Below are 19708 nucleotides of genomic sequence, written 5' to 3'. Positions count from 1 at the left end.
CGGGACCCGGGCGTTGGAGAGGACGGGGGAAAGCAGATGCCAGAGAACAGTGGTGTTCCGCGGGACGCGGAGCGGATCCGGACCGGCGACGTGTCCGGGACGATGGTCGTAGGCAGCCACAACACCGTGAACAACCTGAGTATCAACGCCGAGTACGGTTCGACCGTCACCGTCCACGGGGGGCCGCTGCCGGATCCGGTCAGACGCCGGCCGATCTCCCAGCTGCCGCGGTCCGCCGGCGAGCCGCTGATCGGACGGGCGCGGGACCTGCGCGTCCTCCGAGAGGCGATCGAGACACGTCAGTTGGTGCAGGTCTGGGGCGCGTCCGGGGTCGGCAAGAGCGCGTTGCTGCGCCACCTCGCACGCACGATGGCGCGCGGGGCCGAAGGCTCGGCCTACATCGAGGCCGGCGGACGTACGGCGGACGACATCGCGCAGGCGATCTTCGACATCAGCTTCGACGCGCCGAACTACAAGCCGTCCCTCGAGGTGCTGAAGGAGCATCTGAAGTCCCTGCGGCTGCGGATCTACCTGGACGACGCGGGACTCGACGAGAATGACCTGCGCCGGCTCTTCGACATGGCCGAGCAGTCCACGTTCGTCTTCACCGCGCAGCGGCCGACCGCCGTCGACGGCGTGCACGCGATCCGGCTCGAAGGGCTGACGGCCCCGGCGGCGGCGGAACTCGTGGCGGGGCTGCTCTCCCGCGAGCTGCGGCCGGACGAGGCGCGGATCGTCCCCGCGCTGTGCGACGCGGTGGAGGGGAACCCGCTCCGGCTGCGGCGCATCGCGCTGGCCGCCGCGACCGGCAAGGGCCTGCCGGGCATCGCCGATCTCCCCGAACTGCTACCCGCGCTGCTGAACAGACTCCGGCCGCAGGAGCGGGACCTGCTGTACCTGCTCGGCTCGCTGTCCGGCGCCGAGCTGGCCCCCCGGCATCTCAACGACCTGCTCGGCCGGCCGGACTCCGACGCGCTCGCCGAGGGCCTGGTGCGACACGGCCTGCTGCTCGCCTCGGAGACCGGCTACAGCTGTCCGCCGGATGTCGCCGAGTGCGTCCTGAACACGCGCGGCACGGAGTTTCCCGCCGACCGGCTCTGCCGGGCGTTCACCGCGTGGGTCGAGGCGAGGGACACCGCTCCGGACGACGTCGCGGCGCACTTCCAGGCTCTGGACGTCGCGGTGCAGCGAGCGGAGCGGAGCGGACACGCGCCGCTCGGCGCGGCGCTGGCCCGTGCCGCCTCGCCGAAGCTGGCGCTGTCCCGGCAGTTCGACGCGTGGGGCAGCCTGCTCGGAGCCGGCTGGGCAGCGGCGAGGAGCGCGGGGGACAAGGAGGGCGAGGAGTTCTTCCTGCGTGAGGCGCGCACCCGCCGAAGGGCGATCGGGCGGGCCGCGCAGACGACGGCCCTGGTGCTCGAGGCGGAGGTGCTGTGGCATGAACTCACCGCCCTGCGGGCGCATTCGACGGCCCAGCAGGCCGTCGGCGCGGCGTCGCCCGGCACACCGCCGGCCCACTCGCTCGCCCCGTCGCACGGGGAGGTGTCGTCGCACGGGGCGGTCTCGTCGCACGGCGCCGCCCACACGCCCGCCTTCACGCACCCGGCCGTGCCGGGGCCCGCCGCTCCGGCTTCCGCGCACACAGCGTTGCCCGCACACGTGGCGAGGCCGGTGGTCGACCTGTCCCGTTCCTCCGCACAGCCGCCCGTCGGCGCCCATGTGACCGGCGCGCACTCGGCCGCACCGGTACCCCAGCGGATCGACCTGTCGGCGGCGCACTCTTCCGTGACGAGGTCACCGCACGTCGCGCACACCGCGACGACCGCGACGGGCAAGGCCCCCGCGGCCCTCACCGCCACCGGTGCGGTGGGTGCCAAGGGCGGCGTATCGGCACTCGCCCTCGTCTGCACGCTCGGCTTTGCGGCCGTGCTGGGCGTGGGTTTCATGGTCAACGCGAACGATCGGACGGACCCCTCCGCAGCCGTCGCGTCGAGTTCCGTCAGCACGCCGGACCTGAGCTACGGCACCCTGCCCGCCGACGACAGCGTGCCCACCGAGGAGACGTCGCCCACCGTCGATCCCGTGTGCGCGACCGTGATCCCCGACCTGTCGTCGGAGACCCAGCAGTTCAACACCGACGCCGCCGTCGCGTCCGCCGCGGTCGACTCGTACAACAGCGCCATGGCCTCCTACAACTCGGGCGAGACGTCCGCCGTTCCCGACGACAGCACGGTGCTCTCCGACGTCGACGCCGCCATCAGCGACCTCGATTCCATCGAGTCCACGTTGCGGGCAGCCATCTCGCAGGCCCAGGACAGCTCCGTGGAATCGGACCTCGACGACATGCTGACCGCCACCCAGCAGATCCAGAGCCTGTATCAGTCGTACGCGAACGACCCGACGGGTTCCGCGTTCGACACGTCGAGTCAGGTCATGGCGATGAACTCGGCCGCGGACAGCCTGCAGACCGACTGCGGCGCCTGACCTCCCTGCGGCCCACCTGAAGAAAGGCCCACCATGCCACCGGAATCCACCCACGGGGACATCCACACCGGGGACGTCTCCGGCACCTTCGTCGTCGGAGACGACAACCGCGTGACGAACACGACGCGTCCCCCCGAGCAGCCGCAGTCGCAGCCGCAGTCGCAGCCAGGGCAGCAGCCGGGGCAGCAGCCGGGGCAGCAGAACTCGGCGGCGGACCAGGCAGCCGTCTTCGCTGTCGAGCACGGCACCATGCACGTCACCTACAACGCCGCGGCCGAGCGCGGGGCGGAAGGCTGAGAAACGCCGCGTGCCCCGGCCGGTGACCGGCCGGGGCACGTACCCTGCGATCCGCTCAGTCCCTGTCGGCCAGCAACTCCAGGTCCTGGGCGCTCAGCGTCGCCGTCTTCAGCAGTTCCCTGATCAGGTTGACACTGAGTGTCGAGCCGACCGGCTCGCCGACCTCGTCGCGCAGCAGTCCGCGCACGCCCCGGCGGTGCAGCCGTTCCCGCACGTCCTCGACCGCGTTCGCGACCGACTTGTGGGTCCAGGTCTTGCTCGCGTAGGGGGAAGCGTTGACCAGACGGGCGGTGTCCTCCCAGGCCAGCGGGAGCGGGAAGGCGTCGTGGCCCTCCAGGTAGCGCCGGGCGAGCGCGGTGAGCACCAGCCGCTCCTGCGGGGAGAGCTCGTAGACCGTCTCGGGATCCACGGTCTCCGCACCGCTCGTGGAGCGGGGGTGCCGGTCGTCCTCGTCCACGACGCGGACCTCGACGAGGTGGGAACGCTGCTTGGACGAGTTGATCACCAGCGGGGTGTAGCCGGACTCGATGAGCCGCTTGTGGCCGGTGAGCATCAGCACGCCGTCGGGCAGTTCGATCGGCAGATTGCCGGTGTTGACCAGCCACCAGTCGCCGTCCGTGCCCGTACAGGTGAACACGCCGTGCCGGCGGCTGACGGTGGGGTCGTCGACACCGACCGGCACATGCACGTCCTCGCGGTCCCGCCCGAACAGCAGCGTGTACCGGCGCGGCGGCACGGCGTATCCGCCCTCCGGACCCAGTACGAAGATCGTCCCCGGCGGCGCTGCGGGCACCCTGCCGGACGGACTGCCCGGCGGCAGCATCTGGGGTGGGAAGTTTCCGTACGCCATGTCACATACCTCCGGCTCGGGTCGCGTCAGTGTAGGAGCGCACCGCGGGGACCGGTCCTGGTACGAGGCCCGGTACGCCGGGCACGGCTCCTGTTCGCTGTCAACTCGCGTTGCAGTGCCCCGGCGTGTCCGATAGGTTGCCCGCCGTGAGCGCGAGCGGCCGGGGAACTGCTGATGATCGATAGCACGATCGCCGAACCGCTCGGTCCGGACGATCCGCAGGAGATCGGCAGCTTCAACATCATCGGCCTGCTCGGCGTCGGCGGCATGGGCGAGGTCTACCTCGGGGCGTCCGACAAGGGCTACGCCGCCGTCAAGCGGGTCCGGCCACGGCTGGTCGCCGGCGAACGCTTCGCACGCGAGGTCGGCATCCTCTACCGGGTGCCGCCCGGGGTCGGGCCGCGGGTGCTCGCGAGCGACGGCACCGCGGAACGTCCCTGGTTCGCCACCGAATACGTGCCCGGACTCACCGTGGACGAGGCGGTCCGGCTGCGCGGCCCGCTGCCCGTCGAGGCGCTGTGGCTGCTGCTGGCCGAGGCGGCCGCTCACCTGTCGGACGTGCACGCGTTAGGGATCGTGCACCGCGACGTCAAACCCGCCAACGTCATGCTGGTGCGTGACGGCGTCAAACTGATCGACTTCGGCATCGCCCGCGCCGCGGACCAGGCGCGGCTCACCAGGAGCGGCGGCTCTTACGGAACGCAGGGATTCTCGGCACCGGAACAGCAGGCCGGGGACGAGGACGTGGCGGCGCCCGCGGACGTCTACTCGCTCGGGGCGCTCCTGCTCTTCGCGGCCTCGGGCCGCACGCCCGGCGTCATCCCCGACGTCGAACCGCTGCGCGCCGTGGACGCCGGCCTCGCCGCCCTCGTCGAATCCTGTCTCGCCACCGGCCGTGGCGCCCGCCCCACCGCCGGCGAGGTGGCGGAGGCGGCCCAGGCGCACCTGCCCGTGCCTCCCCCCTCCTGGCCCTCCGAGGTCATGGCACGCATCACCGTACGACGCGCCTTCGCCACGACGCCGGTCGGCAAGCTGGAGACCGTCCCGCCGCCGGACCCGGACGCGGAGCCGACGCCCGGGACCGTGCCGCCCTCCGCCGCACCACCCCGCCGCCCGGGCAAACGCCTGCTCCTGCTCTCGACCGCCGCGGTCATCGTCCTCGGTGCCGTCGCGGCGTTCGTACTCACCCCGTCCGATCCCCCGCGCGACAGCGCCGCAAGGCCGTCCGGCAGCGCGTCGGCCGCCGTCGAGCACGTGGCCGGGACGACGCGGAAGTCCTCCGCGAGCCCCGGCAGTTCGGCCTCGCCCACCGCCGGTTCCACGCACCCGGCCTCGGCCCTCACGGCCGTCCCGGCGGGCACGGACACCGCCGTCCCGCCGAGCACGTCCAGCGCGAGGCCCCCCGCCGGCACCGGCGCGACCGCCGAGTCCTCGGCGCCGGCCCCACGCCTCACCTCGTCGTCGATCAGCGGCATCAACGGCAGCGACGACCCGGCCCAGGTCAAGGGCTCCGAGGCGGACACCTCCTGGGTCGGCAACGACGCGGCCTGCTCCGCCTGGCTCGACGACAACGGCTCGGGCGAGCTCGCGGGCGTGCTCAACACCTCCCTGAACCAGACCTGCGGCGCCGAGCTCTACCGCAGCGACGGCGTCGCGTACACGTTCCAGGCCTCCTGGGGCGCCGCGAAGACGAGTTTCGTCTCGGACGTCGGCCACACGATGTGGATCTGCGTCTGGAACGCGAGCGACCGGTCCGACGAGCAGTGCTCCGCTCGCTTCGGCATGAACGGCGACACCCCCGTCAAGCGGTGAAAGCCGAAGCCACACCTTGTACTTGGCGGAGGGACCCATCACCGCCGGTGCACGCCGCCTCGCGGGACCCACCCGTGCGTGCCGACAGGTCCGCAAGGCAAGCAGCTGGGAGGAGACCGAGCCGCCGGGCCCGGCCGGATGGGCGGGGGCGTCGGGGGCCGGCGCGTGGTGCTCAAGGGTGTCGGCCACGGTGAGGGAGCTTCGGTGCGGCCTTCAGCAGCGCTGCACCGGACGCCCCGGCCCGCCGGCCCCGCCGGCGGGCCGGGCACCGTGGCTCAGTGGGTCAGCGCCGCCACCTCCAACTGCCTTCCCAGGTCGGTGAGGAGAGCCGCGCAGGCCTCCGGGGTGTCCGCCTGGCCGAAGACGTAGAAGTCGGGGCGGACCAGCACGCTGGTGGCGCCGGCCTCGGTGAGGTAGGGGATGTAGGTGGCGTCGACGTCCACCACCGTGGCGTCGGCCGCCGCGTCGGGCACCCGGTCGTCCGTGGGCGTGGGCGTGGGCTCGGCCGCGGGCAACACCCGCACCGTGCGGATGTCGAGGCGGTCCAGGACCCTCAGGGCTTCCTGGCTCAGCCGGGGGCGGGGGTCCTCCGTGGTGAGGAGGACGAAGCCGGTGCCGATCAGGTCGTCGAAGAGAGCCGTCGTCCCGTCGCGGCGCACGCGGCCCTGGGGAGTGAGCCGGCCGGTCAGGCGGCCGCGGGTGTCCGCGCGGTGGAGCAGCCCGTCGCGGAGGGGGTGGACGGGAGCCTGCGGCGCTCCGCGGCCGACACCGCGCTCGCGGGCCGCGAGCATCGCCATGTCGCGGTCGGCGGCCGCGGCCGGATCCAGCTGGCAGATGACCCGGCCGAGGTCCACCGACATCCTGACGGCATGGCGGACATGGGCGGCGCGCTCCGAGACGTACGTGTCGAGCACCGCCTCGTCCGCACGGCCGGCCAGCACCAGGTCGAGCTTCCACGACAGGTTCGCCGCGTCCCGGATGCCCGAGCACATGCCCTGACCGGCGAACGGCGGCATGACGTGCGCCGCGTCCCCGGCGAGCAGCAGACGTCCCGAGCGCCACTGCTCCGCCCACCGGGAGCGGAAGGTGTAGACGGCGTGCCGCAGCAGCGTGGCGTTGCCGGGAGTGACGTCGAAGAGCTTCAGCAACCGCCAGGCGCTGTCGGGGGTGTTGAGCTCCTCCACCGACTCGTCGGCGAGCCGCATGAACTCCCAGCGCCGGTGCCCGGGACCGGCCGAGGCCTCGGTGCGCGGCCGGGCCGGGTCGCAGATCTGCAGGTTGTTCGGGTCGAACGTGCGCTCCTCGTGCAGGACCACGTCGCAGATCAGGAAGTCGTGGGCGAAGTCCAGGTCCCGCATCGGGGTGCCGACGCGGTCCCGGACGAAGCTGTTCGCCCCGTCGCAGCCGACGAGCCAGCGTGCCGACAGCGTCCGCCGCCCGCCGTCCAGGCCGACGCAGGTGAGCTCGACGTGGTCGCCGAGGTCGGCCGCGTCGACCGCCTCGTGGCCGCGCAGCACCCGCAGCGTCGGCAGCTGCGCACCGCGTGCCGTGAGCGCGGCCTCCAGTCCCGGCTGGTACATGGAGGTCGAGTCGGGCCAGTGGCACCAGCCCCGCGCCGACCCCTCGATGTCCAGCAGGACCTTGCCGTCGCCGTTCTGCCAGACGTACCGGCCCGAGGGCTCGGTCTCGTCGGCGATGTAGCCGGTGAGGCCGAGCGCGGCCAGCACCCGGGCGGCCTCGCTGTCGAACGCCACCGCCCGCGACATCGTGTACGGCTGCGGCCACCGGTCGACCACGGTGACCGACCATCCCCGCCGGGCGAGCAGGATCGCCAGCGTCTGGCCCACCGGCCCGTCGCCGACGATCAGCACGTCCGCGTCCCACCCGGCGGCGCCGCGCCCCGGCCCGCCGGGGGTGTCGTCGTCCCTGTCCGTGCTCATCGTCATGCTCCTCAGGCGTCCTGGCGCAGTACGTGGCGTACGACGGACTCGTACTCGGCGGTCTTGGCCAGCACCCGCGCCTGGTCCGTGCCGTCCTCGGCGCGCAGGTAGCGGCGGCCGACCAGGAGCAGCTGCCCGGTCTCGTAGGCGCGGCCGTAGATGAGCGTGCCCGCGCGGATCATCTCGCCGGCCCAGTGCCAGTACGGGTCGTCGTTGTCGCCGCTGGCTATGGCCTTCCACTCGGACAGGTCGCGCTCCTGGAGGGTGAACCGGTACACCGCCTGCCAGTCGCGCCCGGCGGGCCGGCGCTGGAGCACCAGGCGCCCACCGTCCTCGACGACCCGGTAGTCGAAGCCGTTCTGGCGCTGCACGTCCTCGCTGACGCGCACCGGCTCGGTGAAGGACGGCCCGGCGAAGCCGACGTCGACCAGCCAGTCCTCGCCGTCCAGGCGCACCGCGGCCAGCATGTGCTCCAGGTCGGGGCCGAACTCGTCGCCCGCGCCCCGCACGCCGGAGGAGATGACCCGGACGTCGAAGCCGAGCTCGGCGAGCAGCGTGCGGAACAGCCCGCAGTGCTCGTGGCAGATGCCGCCCCGGCCCTCGGTGATCAGCGCCTGGAAGAAGTAGTCCGCCCCGGCGTCCACGTCGTCCCAGATCGCCAGGCCCTTGGCAGCGTTGCGTGAGTTGTCGAACGGCACGTACATCATGTGCCGTTTGTGCAGCTCGCGGAGGGTGCCGGGAGTGGGCTCCAGGGAGCCGGTGTACCCCAGGTGCTTCAGATACGTGTCCACGTCGAACATGGCTCGGTCCGCCTTTCGAAGGTGTCGGATCAGTGGGTGGGGGTGGTGAACAGCAGCTCTTCCAGGTGGTCCGCGAGCATGCCGGGGGTGGGGTGGTCGAAGAGCAGCATCGGGTTGGCGTCGGTGCCGCAGATCTCGTTGACCTTGTTGCGCACCTCGACCGCGGTCAGCGAGCTGAAGCCGAGGTCGAAGAAGCCGGTCTCCTCGTCGAACTCGTCGGTGGTGTCGTGGCCCAGGGCGGTGGCGGCGAGATCGACGATGAGCGCGATCAGCTCCTTGCGGCGCTCCTCGGCGGGGCGCTCCGCGAGCCGTTCGACGAACGTCCGTGTCTCTTCCGCCGGCCGGTCCGGCGCCGGGTCCTCGACAAGGGCGGCGGTGTCGTTCTGCGGCACGATGGTCCTCTCCAGCCAGTAACGCTTGTGTTCGAAGGGATAGGTGGGCAGGGGAACGTGGCGGGGGTGCGGTGCCACGGCGGGCGCCCGGCCGCGCACCTGGAGGGCGGCCAGCGCGGCCCGCACCGACAGGGACTCCTCGCGGTCACGGCGTACGGCGGGTACGGCCTCGGTGTCGCCGGAGACGTTCTCGTGGACCATCGCGGTGAGCGTGTCCCCGGGCCCGACCTCCAGGAAGGTGCGCACCCCCTCGGCCCGCAGGGTCCGCAGGGAGTCCCGGAACCGGACGGTGGCGCGCACGTGCCGCACCCAGTAGCCGGCGGTCACGAGGTCGTCGCCCTCGGCGAGCTTCCCGCTGACGTTGGACACCACGGGGATGCGCGGACGCTCGTACCGCAGACCGCGGGCGACCCGCTCGAACTCCGCGAGCATCGGCTCCATCAGCGGCGAGTGGAAGGCGTGGGAGACCTTGAGGCGCTTGGTGCGGTGGCCGACCGCGCGCAGTGCCCCCGTGATCTCCAGGACCCGCTCCTCGACGCCGGACAGCACCACCGCCTCGGGCCCGTTGACCGCGGCGATGCTCACCTCGTGCTCGTGGCCGGACAGCAGCGCGGTGACCTCGTCCTCCTCGGCCCGCACCGCGACCATCGCGCCCGGCGCGGACAGCGCCTGCATCAGTCCGGCCCGGGCCGTGACCAGGGCGGCGGCGTCGCCGAGGGAGAGCACCCCGGCGAGGTGCGCGGCGGCGATCTCGCCGACGGAGTGGCCCGCGACGACGTCCGGTTCGATGCCCCGGGAGGCCAGCAGCCGGGCGAGTGCCACCTCGAAGGCGAACAGCGCCGGCTGCGTGAACTCCGTACGGTCCAGCAGCCGGGCCTCCGCGGTGCCCGGCTCGGCGTCGAGGACCTGGCGCAGCGGGCGCGGCAGCCGGGCGTCCAGCTCCGCGCACACCGCGTCGAAGGCCTCGGCGAACTCCGGGTGCCGGGCGCGCAGTTCACGGCCCATGCCGAGACGCTGGCTGCCCTGGCCCGAGAACAGGAAGGCCAGCTGGCCGCCGGTCGCCCGGCCCGTCACCACCAGCGGCGAGGTCTCGCCGGCGGCCAGGGTCCGTGCCCCGTCGAGGAGCTGGTCACGGCCGACGCCGATCAGCACCGCCCGGTGCTCCATCGCCGCCCGCGTGGTCGCGAGGGCCCGGCCGAGCGCCGCGGTGTCCAGCTCCGGGTGCGCCTCGGCGTACACGGCCAGCTGGCGCGCCCGCTCCGCCAGCGCCGTCGGCGTGCGCGCCGACAGCACCCAGGGGACGTCGGAGTCCGCGGCCTCCGGGGGCTCGGCTTCCGGCAGGTCGGGGGCCTGCTCGATGACGACGTGCGCGTTCGTGCCGCTCACCCCGAACGCGGAGACGGCGGCCCGGCGCGGGCGGTCCACGACGGGCCACGGGCGGGCCTCGCCCAGCAGCCGGACGGTGCCCGCGGACCAGTCGACGTGCGGGGTCGGCTCGTCCACGTGCAGGGTCCGCGGCAGCACACCGTGCCCCAGCGCCAGGACGGCCTTGATGACGCCGGCGGCCCCGGCGGCGGCCTGGGCGTGCCCGATGTTGGACTTCAGCGAGCCCAGCCACAGCGGGTGTCCGGCGTCCCGGGACTTCCCGTACGTGTTGATCACGGCCTGCGCCTCGATCGGGTCGCCCAGCCGGGTACCGGTACCGTGCGCCTCGACCAGGTCCACCTCGGCCGGGGTCAGCCGGGCGGCGGCGAGGGCCTGCCGGATGACGCGTTCCTGGGAGGGGCCGTTGGGCGCGGTCAGGCCGTTGGAGGCGCCGTCGGAGTTCACCGCGCTGCCCCGTACGACGGCCAGCACCGGATGACCGGCTCGCCGGGCGTCGGACAGCCGCTCCAGGAGCAGCAGGGACATGCCCTCCGACCAGCCGGTGCCGTCCGCGCCGGCCGCGAACGCCTTGCACCGGCCGTCCGGGGACAGCCCGCGCTGCCGGGAGAACTCCACGAACGTGCTCGGCGTGGCCATCACCGCCACCCCGCCCGCCAGCGCCAGGTCGCACTCGCCCGCGCGCAGGGACTGGGCAGCCAGGTGCAGCGCCACCAGCGAGGACGAGCAGGCCGTGTCGACCGTCACGGACGGCCCCTCCAGGCCCAGGTGGTAGGAGACCCGGCCGGAGACCAGGCTGCCCGCGACGCCCGCGCCCTGGAAGCCCTCCAACTCCTCGGGCACCTCGGTGAGTCCGGTGCCGTAGTCGTGGTACATGACGCCCGCGAACACCCCGGTACGGCTGCCACGCAGGGCGCCCGCGTCGAGCCCGGCGCGCTCCAGCACCTCCCAGGCGGTCTCCAGGAACAGCCGCTGCTGCGGGTCCATGGACAGCGCCTCACGCGGTGAGATCCCGAAGAACCGGGCGTCGAACTCCCCGGCGTCGTGCAGGAATCCGCCCTCCCGGGTGTAGCTCCTGCCGTGCGCGTCGGGGTCGGGGTCGTAGAGCGCCTCGACGTCCCAGCCGCGGTCCTCGGGGAAGCCCGTGATCGCGTCGCGGCCCTCGTCGAGGAGCGTCCACAGGTCCTCGGGGGAGCGGACCCCGCCGGGCAGCCGGCAGGCCATTCCGACGATCGCCACGGGCTCCCGGAGACTGTCCGCGGTCGCCGCGAGCTCCCGCTTCAGCCGCTCGTTCTCCGTCAGGGAAGCGCGCAGGGCCTCGACGACGGCGTTGTCATCGGTGTTCATTGTCTTCTCCGCATCGTCATCCGGTCGGACGGCCGTCGCAGGCCGCGCCTCGTGATCCGCTCGCATCGCCGTCAACGCCCGCTCTCGCCCAGGGCCTTGGCGATGAGGCTCTGCACGCTCATCTCGGCGATCTGCTCGGTGATCTGCTCGGCGCCGGCCGGGTCCGCCGCCCGGGCCACCGTGGGGGCGCCGGCCCGCGGCCCCGCGTCGGCGTCGGCGAGTTCCAGCAGGGGCGTGAGGACCCCGAGGTCCCGCAGCCGTCGCAGCGACACGGACGCCAGCGTCCGGCGCAGTCGCTCCTCACGGTCGGTGTCGATCATGTCCACCTCCTGGTCCGTGATCCCGGCGGGTTCCGGGAAGAGCCGGTCGTGGAGCTCCCGGGCCGCCGCCTCGGGCGTCGGGTGGTCGAAGACGAGGGTGGCCGGGAGGCGTACGCCGGTCGCGCCGGCGATCCGGTTGCGCAGCTCGACCGCCGACAGCGAGTCGAAGCCCAGGTCCTTGAACGGCCGCTCCGGGTCGATCACTTCGGCGCTCTCGTGCCCCAGCGCCTGCGCCGCCAGCGACCGGACCAGGCCTCCCAGCCGGCGCAGCCGCTGGGCCGGGGGCAGCTGCCGCAGCTCGTCGGTGAGCGACCCGGCGGACGCCTGCTCCGCCCGCGCCCGGCGCCGGACCGGCGGGACGAGGCCGCGCAGCATCGCGGGCACCGTCTCCGCCCCGCGCAGCGCACCGAGGTCCAGTGCGGCCGGCACCAGCGCCGGCTGTTCGGCGGGCCCGGTGAGCGCCTGGTCGAACACGGCGAGCGCCCGGTCCGTCGGCAGCGGCAGGACGTAGCGTCCGCGGGTGTCCTGGCCGGTGCCGCGCAGCCCGCGGGTCATCCCGCTCGCGTGCTCCCACAGGCCCCAGGCCAGCGAGATGCCGGGCAGTCCGACGGCACGGCGGTGCGCGGCGAGACCGTCCAGGAAGGCGTTGGCGGCGGCGTAGTTGGCCTGCCCCGCACTGCCGAGCGTGCCGGCCGCCGAGGAGAACAGCACGAACGCCGCGAGGTCCGTGTCCCGGGTCAGCTCGTGCAGATGCCAGGCGCCGTCCGCCTTGGGCCGCAGCACGGTGTCGAACCGCTCCGGGGCAAGCGCCGTGAGCACGCCGTCGTCGAGGACACCGGCGGTGTGCACGACCGCGGTCAGCGGGTGCGCCGCGGTCACCCCCGCCAGCAGCCCGGCCACGGCGGCACGGTCGGCGACATCGCAGGCCGCAACGGTCACCGAGGCCCCGAGCCCGGTGAGTTCGGCCCGCAGCTCGGCGGCCCCGGGCGCCGCAGCCCCCTGACGGCTCGTCAGCAGCAGGTGCCGTACCCCGTGCCGACGGACCAGATGCCGGGCGATCAGCGCGCCGAGCGCACCGGTCCCGCCGGTCACGAGGACGGTGCCGTCGGGGTCCGGCGGACGCTGCCGCCCCGCCCCGGACCCCTCCGCCCCCGCGACCTCTTCGGCTGCGTCCGCCCGGACCCGCGCCAGCCGCGGCACCGACGCCGTGCCTGCCCGCAGGGCCAGTTGCGGCTCCCCGCTCGCGACCGCGGCCGGCAGCAGCGCACGCGAGGCCTCGTCGGCGTCCACCAGCACGAACTCGTCCGGGTGCTCGGCCTGTGCGGCCCGCACCAGCCCGTGCACGGCCCGCACGGCGGGATCCGTGTCGGCGCCTCGCGTCAGCACGACCAGCGGCCCGTCCCCGGCTGCGGCGAGATGCGCCCGTACGGCGTCCAGGGCGGCGGAGGTCAACGCCCGCGCCCGGTCCGGCGGCGCCGTTTCGGGGCCGCCGGTGAGGTCGAGTACCGCGTGCGGCTCGACGGCCGGAGCCTCCGGCAGCGGCACCGGCGTCCACTCCAGCCGGAACAGCGCGTCCTCGGCGGGGCGGGCGGCGGTGAGCCGCTCGGCGTGCAGCGGGCGGGTCGCCAGGGAGCCCACGGTGGCCACCGGGGCGCCCGTGGCGTCCGCAAGGTCCAGCCGCAGGGCGCCGGTGTCCGTGACGCCGAGCCGCACCCGCAGGGCGGTGGCACCGGTGGCGTGCACGGCCACCGACCGCCAGGCGAACGGCAGTTCCGGCTTCTGCCCGTCGCGTGCGGGATGCAGTCCCGCGGTCTGCAGCGCCGCGTCCAGCAGCGCCGGGTGCAGCACGAAGCCCTCGGCGTCCCCGCCGGGCAAGGAGACCTCGGCGAACACCTCGTCGCCGCGGGTCCACGCCGCGCGCAGGCCGCGGAAGAGCGGGCCGAGGACGAGGCCGCTGTCCTCCTGGCGGTCGTAGAAGCCGTCCAGGGCGACCGGTTCGGCGTCCGCGGGCGGCCAGGCGCCCAGGTCGGCGAGGGGGGACCCGGTGCCGGCGGGCTCGGTGGCGGACAGGAAACCCGTGGCGTGCAGGGTCCACCCGGTGCCCTGTGAGGTGCCGTCCGCACCGCGCGTGCCGCCCGAGGCCGGCTCGTCCGGCCGGGAGTGGATCGTCAGCCGCCGCAGCCCGCCGGCACCACCGGAGGCATCCGAGGCACCGGAGGCATCGGATGCGGCGAAGTCCTCCACAGCCACCCGCAGGTGCACTCCGCGGTTCTCGGGCAGCACCAGCGGCGCCTCGATCACCAGCTCGTCGAGGACGCCGGCCCCGACCTCGTCACCGGCCCGGACCGCCAGGTCCACCAGGGCGGTGCCGGCCAGCAGCACCGAGCCGCCGACGGCGTGGTCGGCGAGCCACGGCTGGTCGCGTACCGAGATCCGCTGCGCGAACACCACGCCCCCGGACCCCGGCAGCGCGACCGCCGCTCCGAGCAGCGGATGCCCGGTCGCACCGATCCCGAGCATCCCCGGATCCGCCGTGCGCACCGGCTCGACCCAGAAGTGCCGGTGCTCGAAGGGGTACGGCGGCAACGGCGCCGGCGCGCCGGCGGCCGGCACCAGGCAAGCCCAGTCGACGGCGTGCCCGCGGGTGTGCAGCCGGGCCGCCGCCCGGCCCACCGACCGGGTCTCCGGCTGCCGGCGTGCCAGCGACGCGACCGCCACCACGGTGTCGTCGGCGGTCTCCCGCACCAGCGCGGTCAGGGTGTCCCCGGGGCCGAGCTCCAGGACGGTCCCCACTCCCGTCTCCCGCAGCGTCGCCACGGCGGCGCCGAACCGGACGGCCGCCCGCGCATGCCGCACCCAGTAGTCGGGGGTGGCCAGTTCGGCGGGGTCGGCGAGGGCGCCGGTGACGTCCGAGACGATCGGGACGGCGGGCGCGTGATAGGCCACGCGGGCCGCGATCCGGCCGAACTCGTCGAGCATCGCGTCGATATGGGGCGAGTGGAAGGCGTGGCTGACCGCCAGCCGCTTGGTGCGCCTGCCCTGTTCCCGGAGCCGCTCGGCGAGGGCGAGCACCACGTCCTCGTCACCGGAGAGCACCACCGACTCCGGCCCGTTGACCGCGGCGATCGCCACGGCCGACTCGTGCCCCGCCAGCAGCGGCAGCACCGCCTCCTCGGGCGCGCCCACGGCGACCATCGCGCCGGTGGCGGGCAGCGCCTGCATCAGCCGGCCCCGGGCGGCGACCAGCAGGGCCGCGTCCGGCAGCGAGAACACCCCGGCGACATGCGCGGCGGCGAGTTCCCCGACCGAGTGGCCGACCAGGACGTCCGGCCGCACCCCCCACTGCCCGAGCACCCGGGCCAGCGCGACCTCCAGGGCGAACAGCGCCGGCTGGGTGTAGGCGGTGGTGTCGAGCAGCTCCGCCTCAGGGGTGCCGGGGTGCGCGAAGACGACCTCGCGCAGCGGCCGGTCCAGGTGCCGGTCGAGCTCCGCGCAGACCTCGTCGAAGGCCGCGGTGAAGGCGGGCAGTTCCCGGTACAGCTCCGCTCCCATGCCCGCGCGCTGGCTGCCCTGCCCGGCGAACGCGTAGGCCAGGCGACCGGCACCCGGCCCGGCCCGTCCGGTCACCACGTCCGCGTGTGGCGTGCCGTCGGCGAGAGCGGCCAGCCCGTCGAGGAGTTCGGTGCGGCCGGCACCGACGATCACCGCACGGTGGTCGAGACGGGCCCGCCGCAGCAGGGCGGCGGCGATCTCCGGGGCGCCGGACCGCTCGTCCTCCTGGGCGACATGGTCGTGGACCCGGCGGGCCAGGTCCGCCAGCGCGGTGGGGGTCTTCGCCGACAGGACCCAGGGCGTGAAAGCCGTGTCCGGTACGGCTTCCTGACGGCCCGTCTCCTCCACTTCGACCGGTGCCTGTTCGAGCACGACGTGGGCGTTCGTCCCGGTCGCGCCGAACGCGGAGACCGCGGCGCGCCGGGGGCGTCCGGTGTCCTGCCAGTCCCGCGGCTCGGTGAGGAGCCGGACGGTCCCCGCGGACCAGTCGACGTGGGGGGTGGGTGCGTCCACGTGGAGGGTGCGGGGCAGGGTGCCGTGGCGCAGTGCCAGGACAGACTTGATCACCCCGGTGACTCCGGCGGCGGCCTGGGTGTGCCCGATGTTCGACTTCAAGGAGCCGATCCACAGCGGCCGTTCGGGGGAGCGGTCCTTGCCGTAGGTGTTGATGAGGGCCTGCGCCTCGATCGGGTCGCCCAGCTTGGTCCCGGTGCCGTGCGCCTCGACGAGGTCCACGTCCGCCCCGGTCAGCCCGGCGTTGGCGAGGGCCTGGCGGATGACCCGCTGCTGGGAGGGGCCGTTGGGGGCGGTCAGGCCGTTGGAGGCGCCGTCCTGGTTGACGGCCGTACCGCGCACGGTGGCGAGGACGGTGTGGCCGTTGCGCCGGGCGTCCGACAGGCGCTCCACCAGGACGACGGCGACGCCCTCGGACCAGCCCGTGCCGTCCGCCGCCGCCGCGAAGGCCTTGCTGCGGCCGTTGGGCGAGAGGCCCCCCTGCCGGGCGAAGTGCACCATGGCGTCCGGCGTGCCCATGATGGCCGCGCCGCCCGCGAGCGCCAGATCGCACTCGCCCGAGCGCAGCGCCTGCACCGCCAGATGCAGCGCGACCAGGGAGGAGGAGCAGGCGGTCTCCACGGTGACCGCCGGCCCTTCCAGACCCAGGGTGTACGACACCCGGCCGGAGGCCGCGCTGCCGGAGTCGCCGATGCTCAGCAGCCCCTCCAGCTCGCGGGGCACCTCCCGCAGCGGTGGCGCGTAGTCGTGGTACATCACGCCGGTGAACACCCCGGTCCGGCTGCCGTGCAGGCTCGTCGGGTCGATGCCCGCCCGCTCGACGGCCTCCCAGGACAGCTCCAGCAGATGCCGCTGCTGCGGGTTGAGGGAGACCGCCTCGCGGGGCGAGATGCCGAAGAACTCGGCGTCGAAGCCGCCCGCGTCGCGCAGGAAGCCGCCCTCGCGGGTGTAGCTCGTACCCGGGTGGTCGGGGTCGGGGTGGTAGAGGGCCTCGACGTCCCAGCCGCGGTCCTCGGGCAGCGCGGACACCGCGTCCGTGCCGGAGTCCACCAGCCGCCACAGGTCCTCGGGGGAGGCGACACCGCCGGGCAGCCGGCAGGCCATGCCGACGATGGCGACGGGTTCCTGCCGCCGGGACTCGGCCTCCTCCAGCCGGGTGCGGGCCTGCCTGAGTTCGACAAGGGTCCGCTTCAGAACGTCGCGAAGCTTCTCATCAGTGGCCACGGAAAGGGTCCTTTACAGGTGGTCGGAGCTCAGGACAGGTCCAGTTCGGCCTCGGCCAGCCGGAGGATGTCGTCGTCGGACGCCGACTCCAGGTCGGCCGCGTCCGCGGCGGGGGAGCCCGGCAGCCGCGGGTCGTCGGGGGCGTGCCACTTGGCCGCGAGCCTGCGCAGCCCGGCCGCCAGCCGCGCCCGGTCCTCGGGGCCGGTGAGCAGTTCGCCGAGCGACTCCGTGAGCCGGCGCACCTCGTCGAGCGCCCGCTCGGCCGCCGCTTCCCCGGCGTCCTCGTCGCCCAGGCCCAGCTCACCGAGCAGGTACTCGGTCAGGGCGCCCGGGTTGGGGTAGTCGAACACCAGGGTGGCGGGGAGCCGCAGCCCGGTGCCGGCGGCGACCCGGTTGCGCAGGTCGACGGCGGCGAGCGAGTCGAAGCCGAGGTCCTTGAACGCCTGCCGCCCGTCGAGTGCCCCGGTCCCGGAGTGCCCCAGGGTCGCCGCGGTGTGCGCGAGGACGGCGTCCAGGAGCCGTGCGAACCGCTCCCGCGGCGCCAGCGCCCGCAACCGGTCGACCAGCGAGTCGCCCGTGACGGCCGCGTCGGCGGCCTGCCGCGCCGCCGGCCGCGACCGTGGCACCAGGTCCCGCAGGACGGCGGGCGGGTTGCCGGCCTCCGCCAGCGCGGCGGGGTTGAGCTTGATGGGCACGAGGACGGCGGGTGCGCTTCCCCCGGCTGTCGTCGTGAGTCCGTCGTCCGCGCCGGCCGTGAGGTCCGCGCGCCCGGTGCCGCGCAGGGCCGCGTCGAACAGGGCGAGGCCCTCCTCGTCGGTCATAGCGAGCACCTCCTGCTTGAGATGCCCCTGGGTGCCGGCCAGCAGCGCGCCGGTCATCTCGCTCGCGGTCTCCCACAGCCCCCAGGCCAGCGACAGGGCGGGCAGTCCACGTGCGGCGCGGTACTCGGCCAGGGCGTCCAGGAAGGCGTTGGCCGCCGCGTAGTTGCCCTGCCCGGCGTTGCCGACCGTGCCCGACGCGGAGGAGAACAGCACGAACGCCGCCAGGTCCAGATGCTCGGTCAGCCGGTGCAGCTGCCACGCGCCGTCGACCTTCGGCGCGAACACGGTGTCGACCCGTGCGGGGTCCAACGCCGTGACCACACCGTCGTCCAGGACGGCGGCGGAGTGGATCACCGCGGTCAGCGGGTGCTCCGCCGGCACCCCGGCGACCAGCCGCTCGGCCTCGTCCGGGTCGCCGATGTCGCACGCGGCGACGGTCACCGTGGCGCCCAGCGCGGTGAGTTCCGCCACCAGCTCCGGCGCGCCGGGCGCGTCGGCACCCCGCCTGCTGGTCAGCAGCAGCCGCCGCACACCGTGGTGTACGACCAGCCGCCGCGCGACCAGGGCACCCAGGGTGCCGGTGCCGCCGGTGATCAGGACGGTCCCTTCGGGATCGAGGGCCCGGGCGGTCCCGGACGGCACCTGACGTGTCAGGCGCGGCACGGACACCGACCCCGTGTGCAGGGCGAGTTGGGGCTCGCCCGAGGCGACCGCGGCGGCCAGCAGGCCCCGCGACTCGGCCGCATCGTCGAGATCGACCACGACGACCTGCCCCGGGTTCTCCGACTGCGTCACCCGGACCAGCCCCCACACGGCGGCCATCGCCGGGTCCCGCCGCGCCCCGCGGGTGAGCACCACGAGCGGCTCGTCCGGCACCGGATCCGCCAGATGCCGCTGGATCGCCTCCAACGCCCGCGCGACCAGGTCACGTGCCCGCCGAGGCGTGGCGACCGACTCCGCCACGGCCGTCCCCGCGTCCCGCGCTGTCAGGTCCAGCACGGCACTCGGCCGCGCCTGCGCACCGGCGGTCACCGCCAGCGGCCGCCACTCGGTCCGCAGCAGCATGTCACCGGTCGTCTCCCGCCCGGGCAGCAGCTTCAGGTCGGCGGGCCGCATCGTCAGCCCGCCGATCGAGGCGACCGGGGCGCCGGTGGCGTCGGCCAGTTCGACCGCGATGTCGTCGCCGCCGGACGGCCGCACCCGCACCCGCAGGGCGGTGGCCCCGGTCGCGTGGATCGTCACCGCGTCCCAGGCGAACGGCAGCCGCGCGGGCGCGTCCGGGCCGGAACGGCCGGGCAGGAACGCCGCCGCGTGCAGAGCCGCGTCGAGCAGCGCCGGGTGCAGCAGGAAGTCAGCGGCGCCCTCGGTGTCCGCGGGCAGGGCCACCTCCGCGAACACCTCGTCGCCGGCCGCCCAGACCCGGCGCAGCCCCTGGAACAACGGGCCGAACTCGAAGCCGGCCGCGCGCTGGGCGTCGTAGAAACCGTCGGTCGGCAGTTCCTCGGCCCCGGACGGGGGCCACTGGGCGGACACCGGGGTGGGGAGCGGCCGGGCGCCGCCGAGGAAGCCCGTCACGTGCCGGGTCCACGGCGCGTCGGGGCGGACGTCCTCCGTCCGGGAGTGCACGGCGACGGACCGCAGGCCCGCGCCGTCCCGTTCCCCGACGGTCACCCGCACCTGAACGCCGCCCGACTCCGGCAGCACCAGCGGTGCCTCCACGACGAGTTCCGACACCACCGACTCGCCCAGCTCGTCACCGGCGCGCACCACGAGTTCCAGCAGCGCGGTGCCGGGGACCAGGACCGTCCCGGCGACGGAGTGCTCCGCCAGCCAGGGCTGACTGCTCGGTGACAGCCGGTTGGTGAACACCGCCCCGTCCGAGTCCGGCAGCAGCACGACCGCGCCGAGCAGGGGGTGCCCGCTCTGGCCGAGACCGACCGCATTGATGTCCGTGGCCGCCTGAGTGCCCGGCTTCA

Annotated in this window: 8 protein-coding genes and 1 pseudogene; 3 read left to right on the top strand and 6 right to left on the bottom strand. The window is 74.5% G+C overall.

Annotation, left to right across the window (positions count from 1 at the left end):
• Nucleotides 1-36: 36 nt before the first annotated feature.
• Nucleotides 37-2481, top strand: a complete 2445-nt coding sequence (locus LQ326_RS41735) for an ATP-binding protein (protein WP_234544305.1) — start codon at nucleotides 37-39, stop codon at nucleotides 2479-2481.
• Between the two features lie 33 nt (nucleotides 2482-2514).
• Nucleotides 2515-2778, top strand: coding sequence for a hypothetical protein (locus tag LQ326_RS41730; RefSeq protein WP_234544304.1), 264 nt, complete (start codon nucleotides 2515-2517; stop codon nucleotides 2776-2778).
• 55 nt (nucleotides 2779-2833) lie between these two features.
• Here LQ326_RS41730 and LQ326_RS41725 read toward each other — a convergent pair whose 3' ends face one another.
• Nucleotides 2834-3628, bottom strand: coding sequence for an FHA domain-containing protein (locus LQ326_RS41725; RefSeq protein ID WP_234544303.1), 795 nt, complete (start codon nucleotides 3626-3628; stop codon nucleotides 2834-2836).
• A gap of 174 nt (nucleotides 3629-3802) precedes the next feature.
• Between LQ326_RS41725 and LQ326_RS41720 the strand changes: the two genes are divergently transcribed.
• Nucleotides 3803-5440 carry a serine/threonine-protein kinase gene (locus LQ326_RS41720; RefSeq protein ID WP_234544302.1) on the top strand — a complete coding sequence of 546 codons (1638 nt, stop codon included), beginning with the start codon at nucleotides 3803-3805 and terminating at the stop codon, nucleotides 5438-5440.
• Between the two features lie 275 nt (nucleotides 5441-5715).
• Here the strand turns inward: LQ326_RS41720 and mhpA are convergent, their stop codons facing one another.
• From mhpA to LQ326_RS41695, 5 genes and pseudogenes are all read right to left on the bottom strand, one after another.
• Nucleotides 5716-7380, bottom strand: a complete 1665-nt coding sequence (gene mhpA, locus LQ326_RS41715; RefSeq protein ID WP_234544301.1) for a bifunctional 3-(3-hydroxy-phenyl)propionate/3-hydroxycinnamic acid hydroxylase MhpA — start codon at nucleotides 7378-7380, stop codon at nucleotides 5716-5718.
• Nucleotides 7381-7391: 11 nt separating this feature from the next.
• Nucleotides 7392-8180, bottom strand: coding sequence for an arylamine N-acetyltransferase family protein (locus LQ326_RS41710; RefSeq protein WP_234544300.1), 789 nt, complete (start codon nucleotides 8178-8180; stop codon nucleotides 7392-7394).
• Nucleotides 8181-8209: 29 nt separating this feature from the next.
• Nucleotides 8210-11377 (bottom strand): type I polyketide synthase, encoded by a 3168-nt coding sequence (locus LQ326_RS41705; RefSeq protein ID WP_234544299.1) that lies wholly within the window; start codon nucleotides 11375-11377, stop codon nucleotides 8210-8212.
• A pseudogene (locus LQ326_RS41700) lies at nucleotides 11374-16812 on the bottom strand (type I polyketide synthase); the annotation flags it as partial. The gene LQ326_RS41705 and the pseudogene LQ326_RS41700, both read right to left, overlap by 4 nt.
• A gap of 128 nt (nucleotides 16813-16940) precedes the next feature.
• A partial coding sequence (locus LQ326_RS41695) for a type I polyketide synthase (protein ID WP_234544297.1) occupies nucleotides 16941-19708 on the bottom strand: 2768 nt, incomplete at its 5' end.

The sequence above is a fragment of the Streptomyces shenzhenensis genome, from assembly GCF_021462265.1.
GTDB classification, from domain to species: Bacteria; Actinomycetota; Actinomycetes; order Streptomycetales; family Streptomycetaceae; genus Streptomyces; species Streptomyces shenzhenensis.
Note: the sequence above shows the minus strand (reverse complement) of the source record. Positions and strands in the feature narration are given on the sequence as shown.

Coding starts and splice junctions, on each gene's coding strand:
- LQ326_RS41735 (WP_234544305.1), top strand. CDS start 37: ATGCCAGAGAACAGTGGTGTTCCGCGGGACGCGGAGCGGATCCGGACC.
- LQ326_RS41730 (WP_234544304.1), top strand. CDS start 2,515: ATGCCACCGGAATCCACCCACGGGGACATCCACACCGGGGACGTCTCC.
- LQ326_RS41725 (WP_234544303.1), bottom strand. CDS start 3,628: ATGGCGTACGGAAACTTCCCACCCCAGATGCTGCCGCCGGGCAGTCCG.
- LQ326_RS41720 (WP_234544302.1), top strand. CDS start 3,803: ATGATCGATAGCACGATCGCCGAACCGCTCGGTCCGGACGATCCGCAG.
- mhpA (WP_234544301.1), bottom strand. CDS start 7,380: ATGAGCACGGACAGGGACGACGACACCCCCGGCGGGCCGGGGCGCGGC.
- LQ326_RS41710 (WP_234544300.1), bottom strand. CDS start 8,180: ATGTTCGACGTGGACACGTATCTGAAGCACCTGGGGTACACCGGCTCC.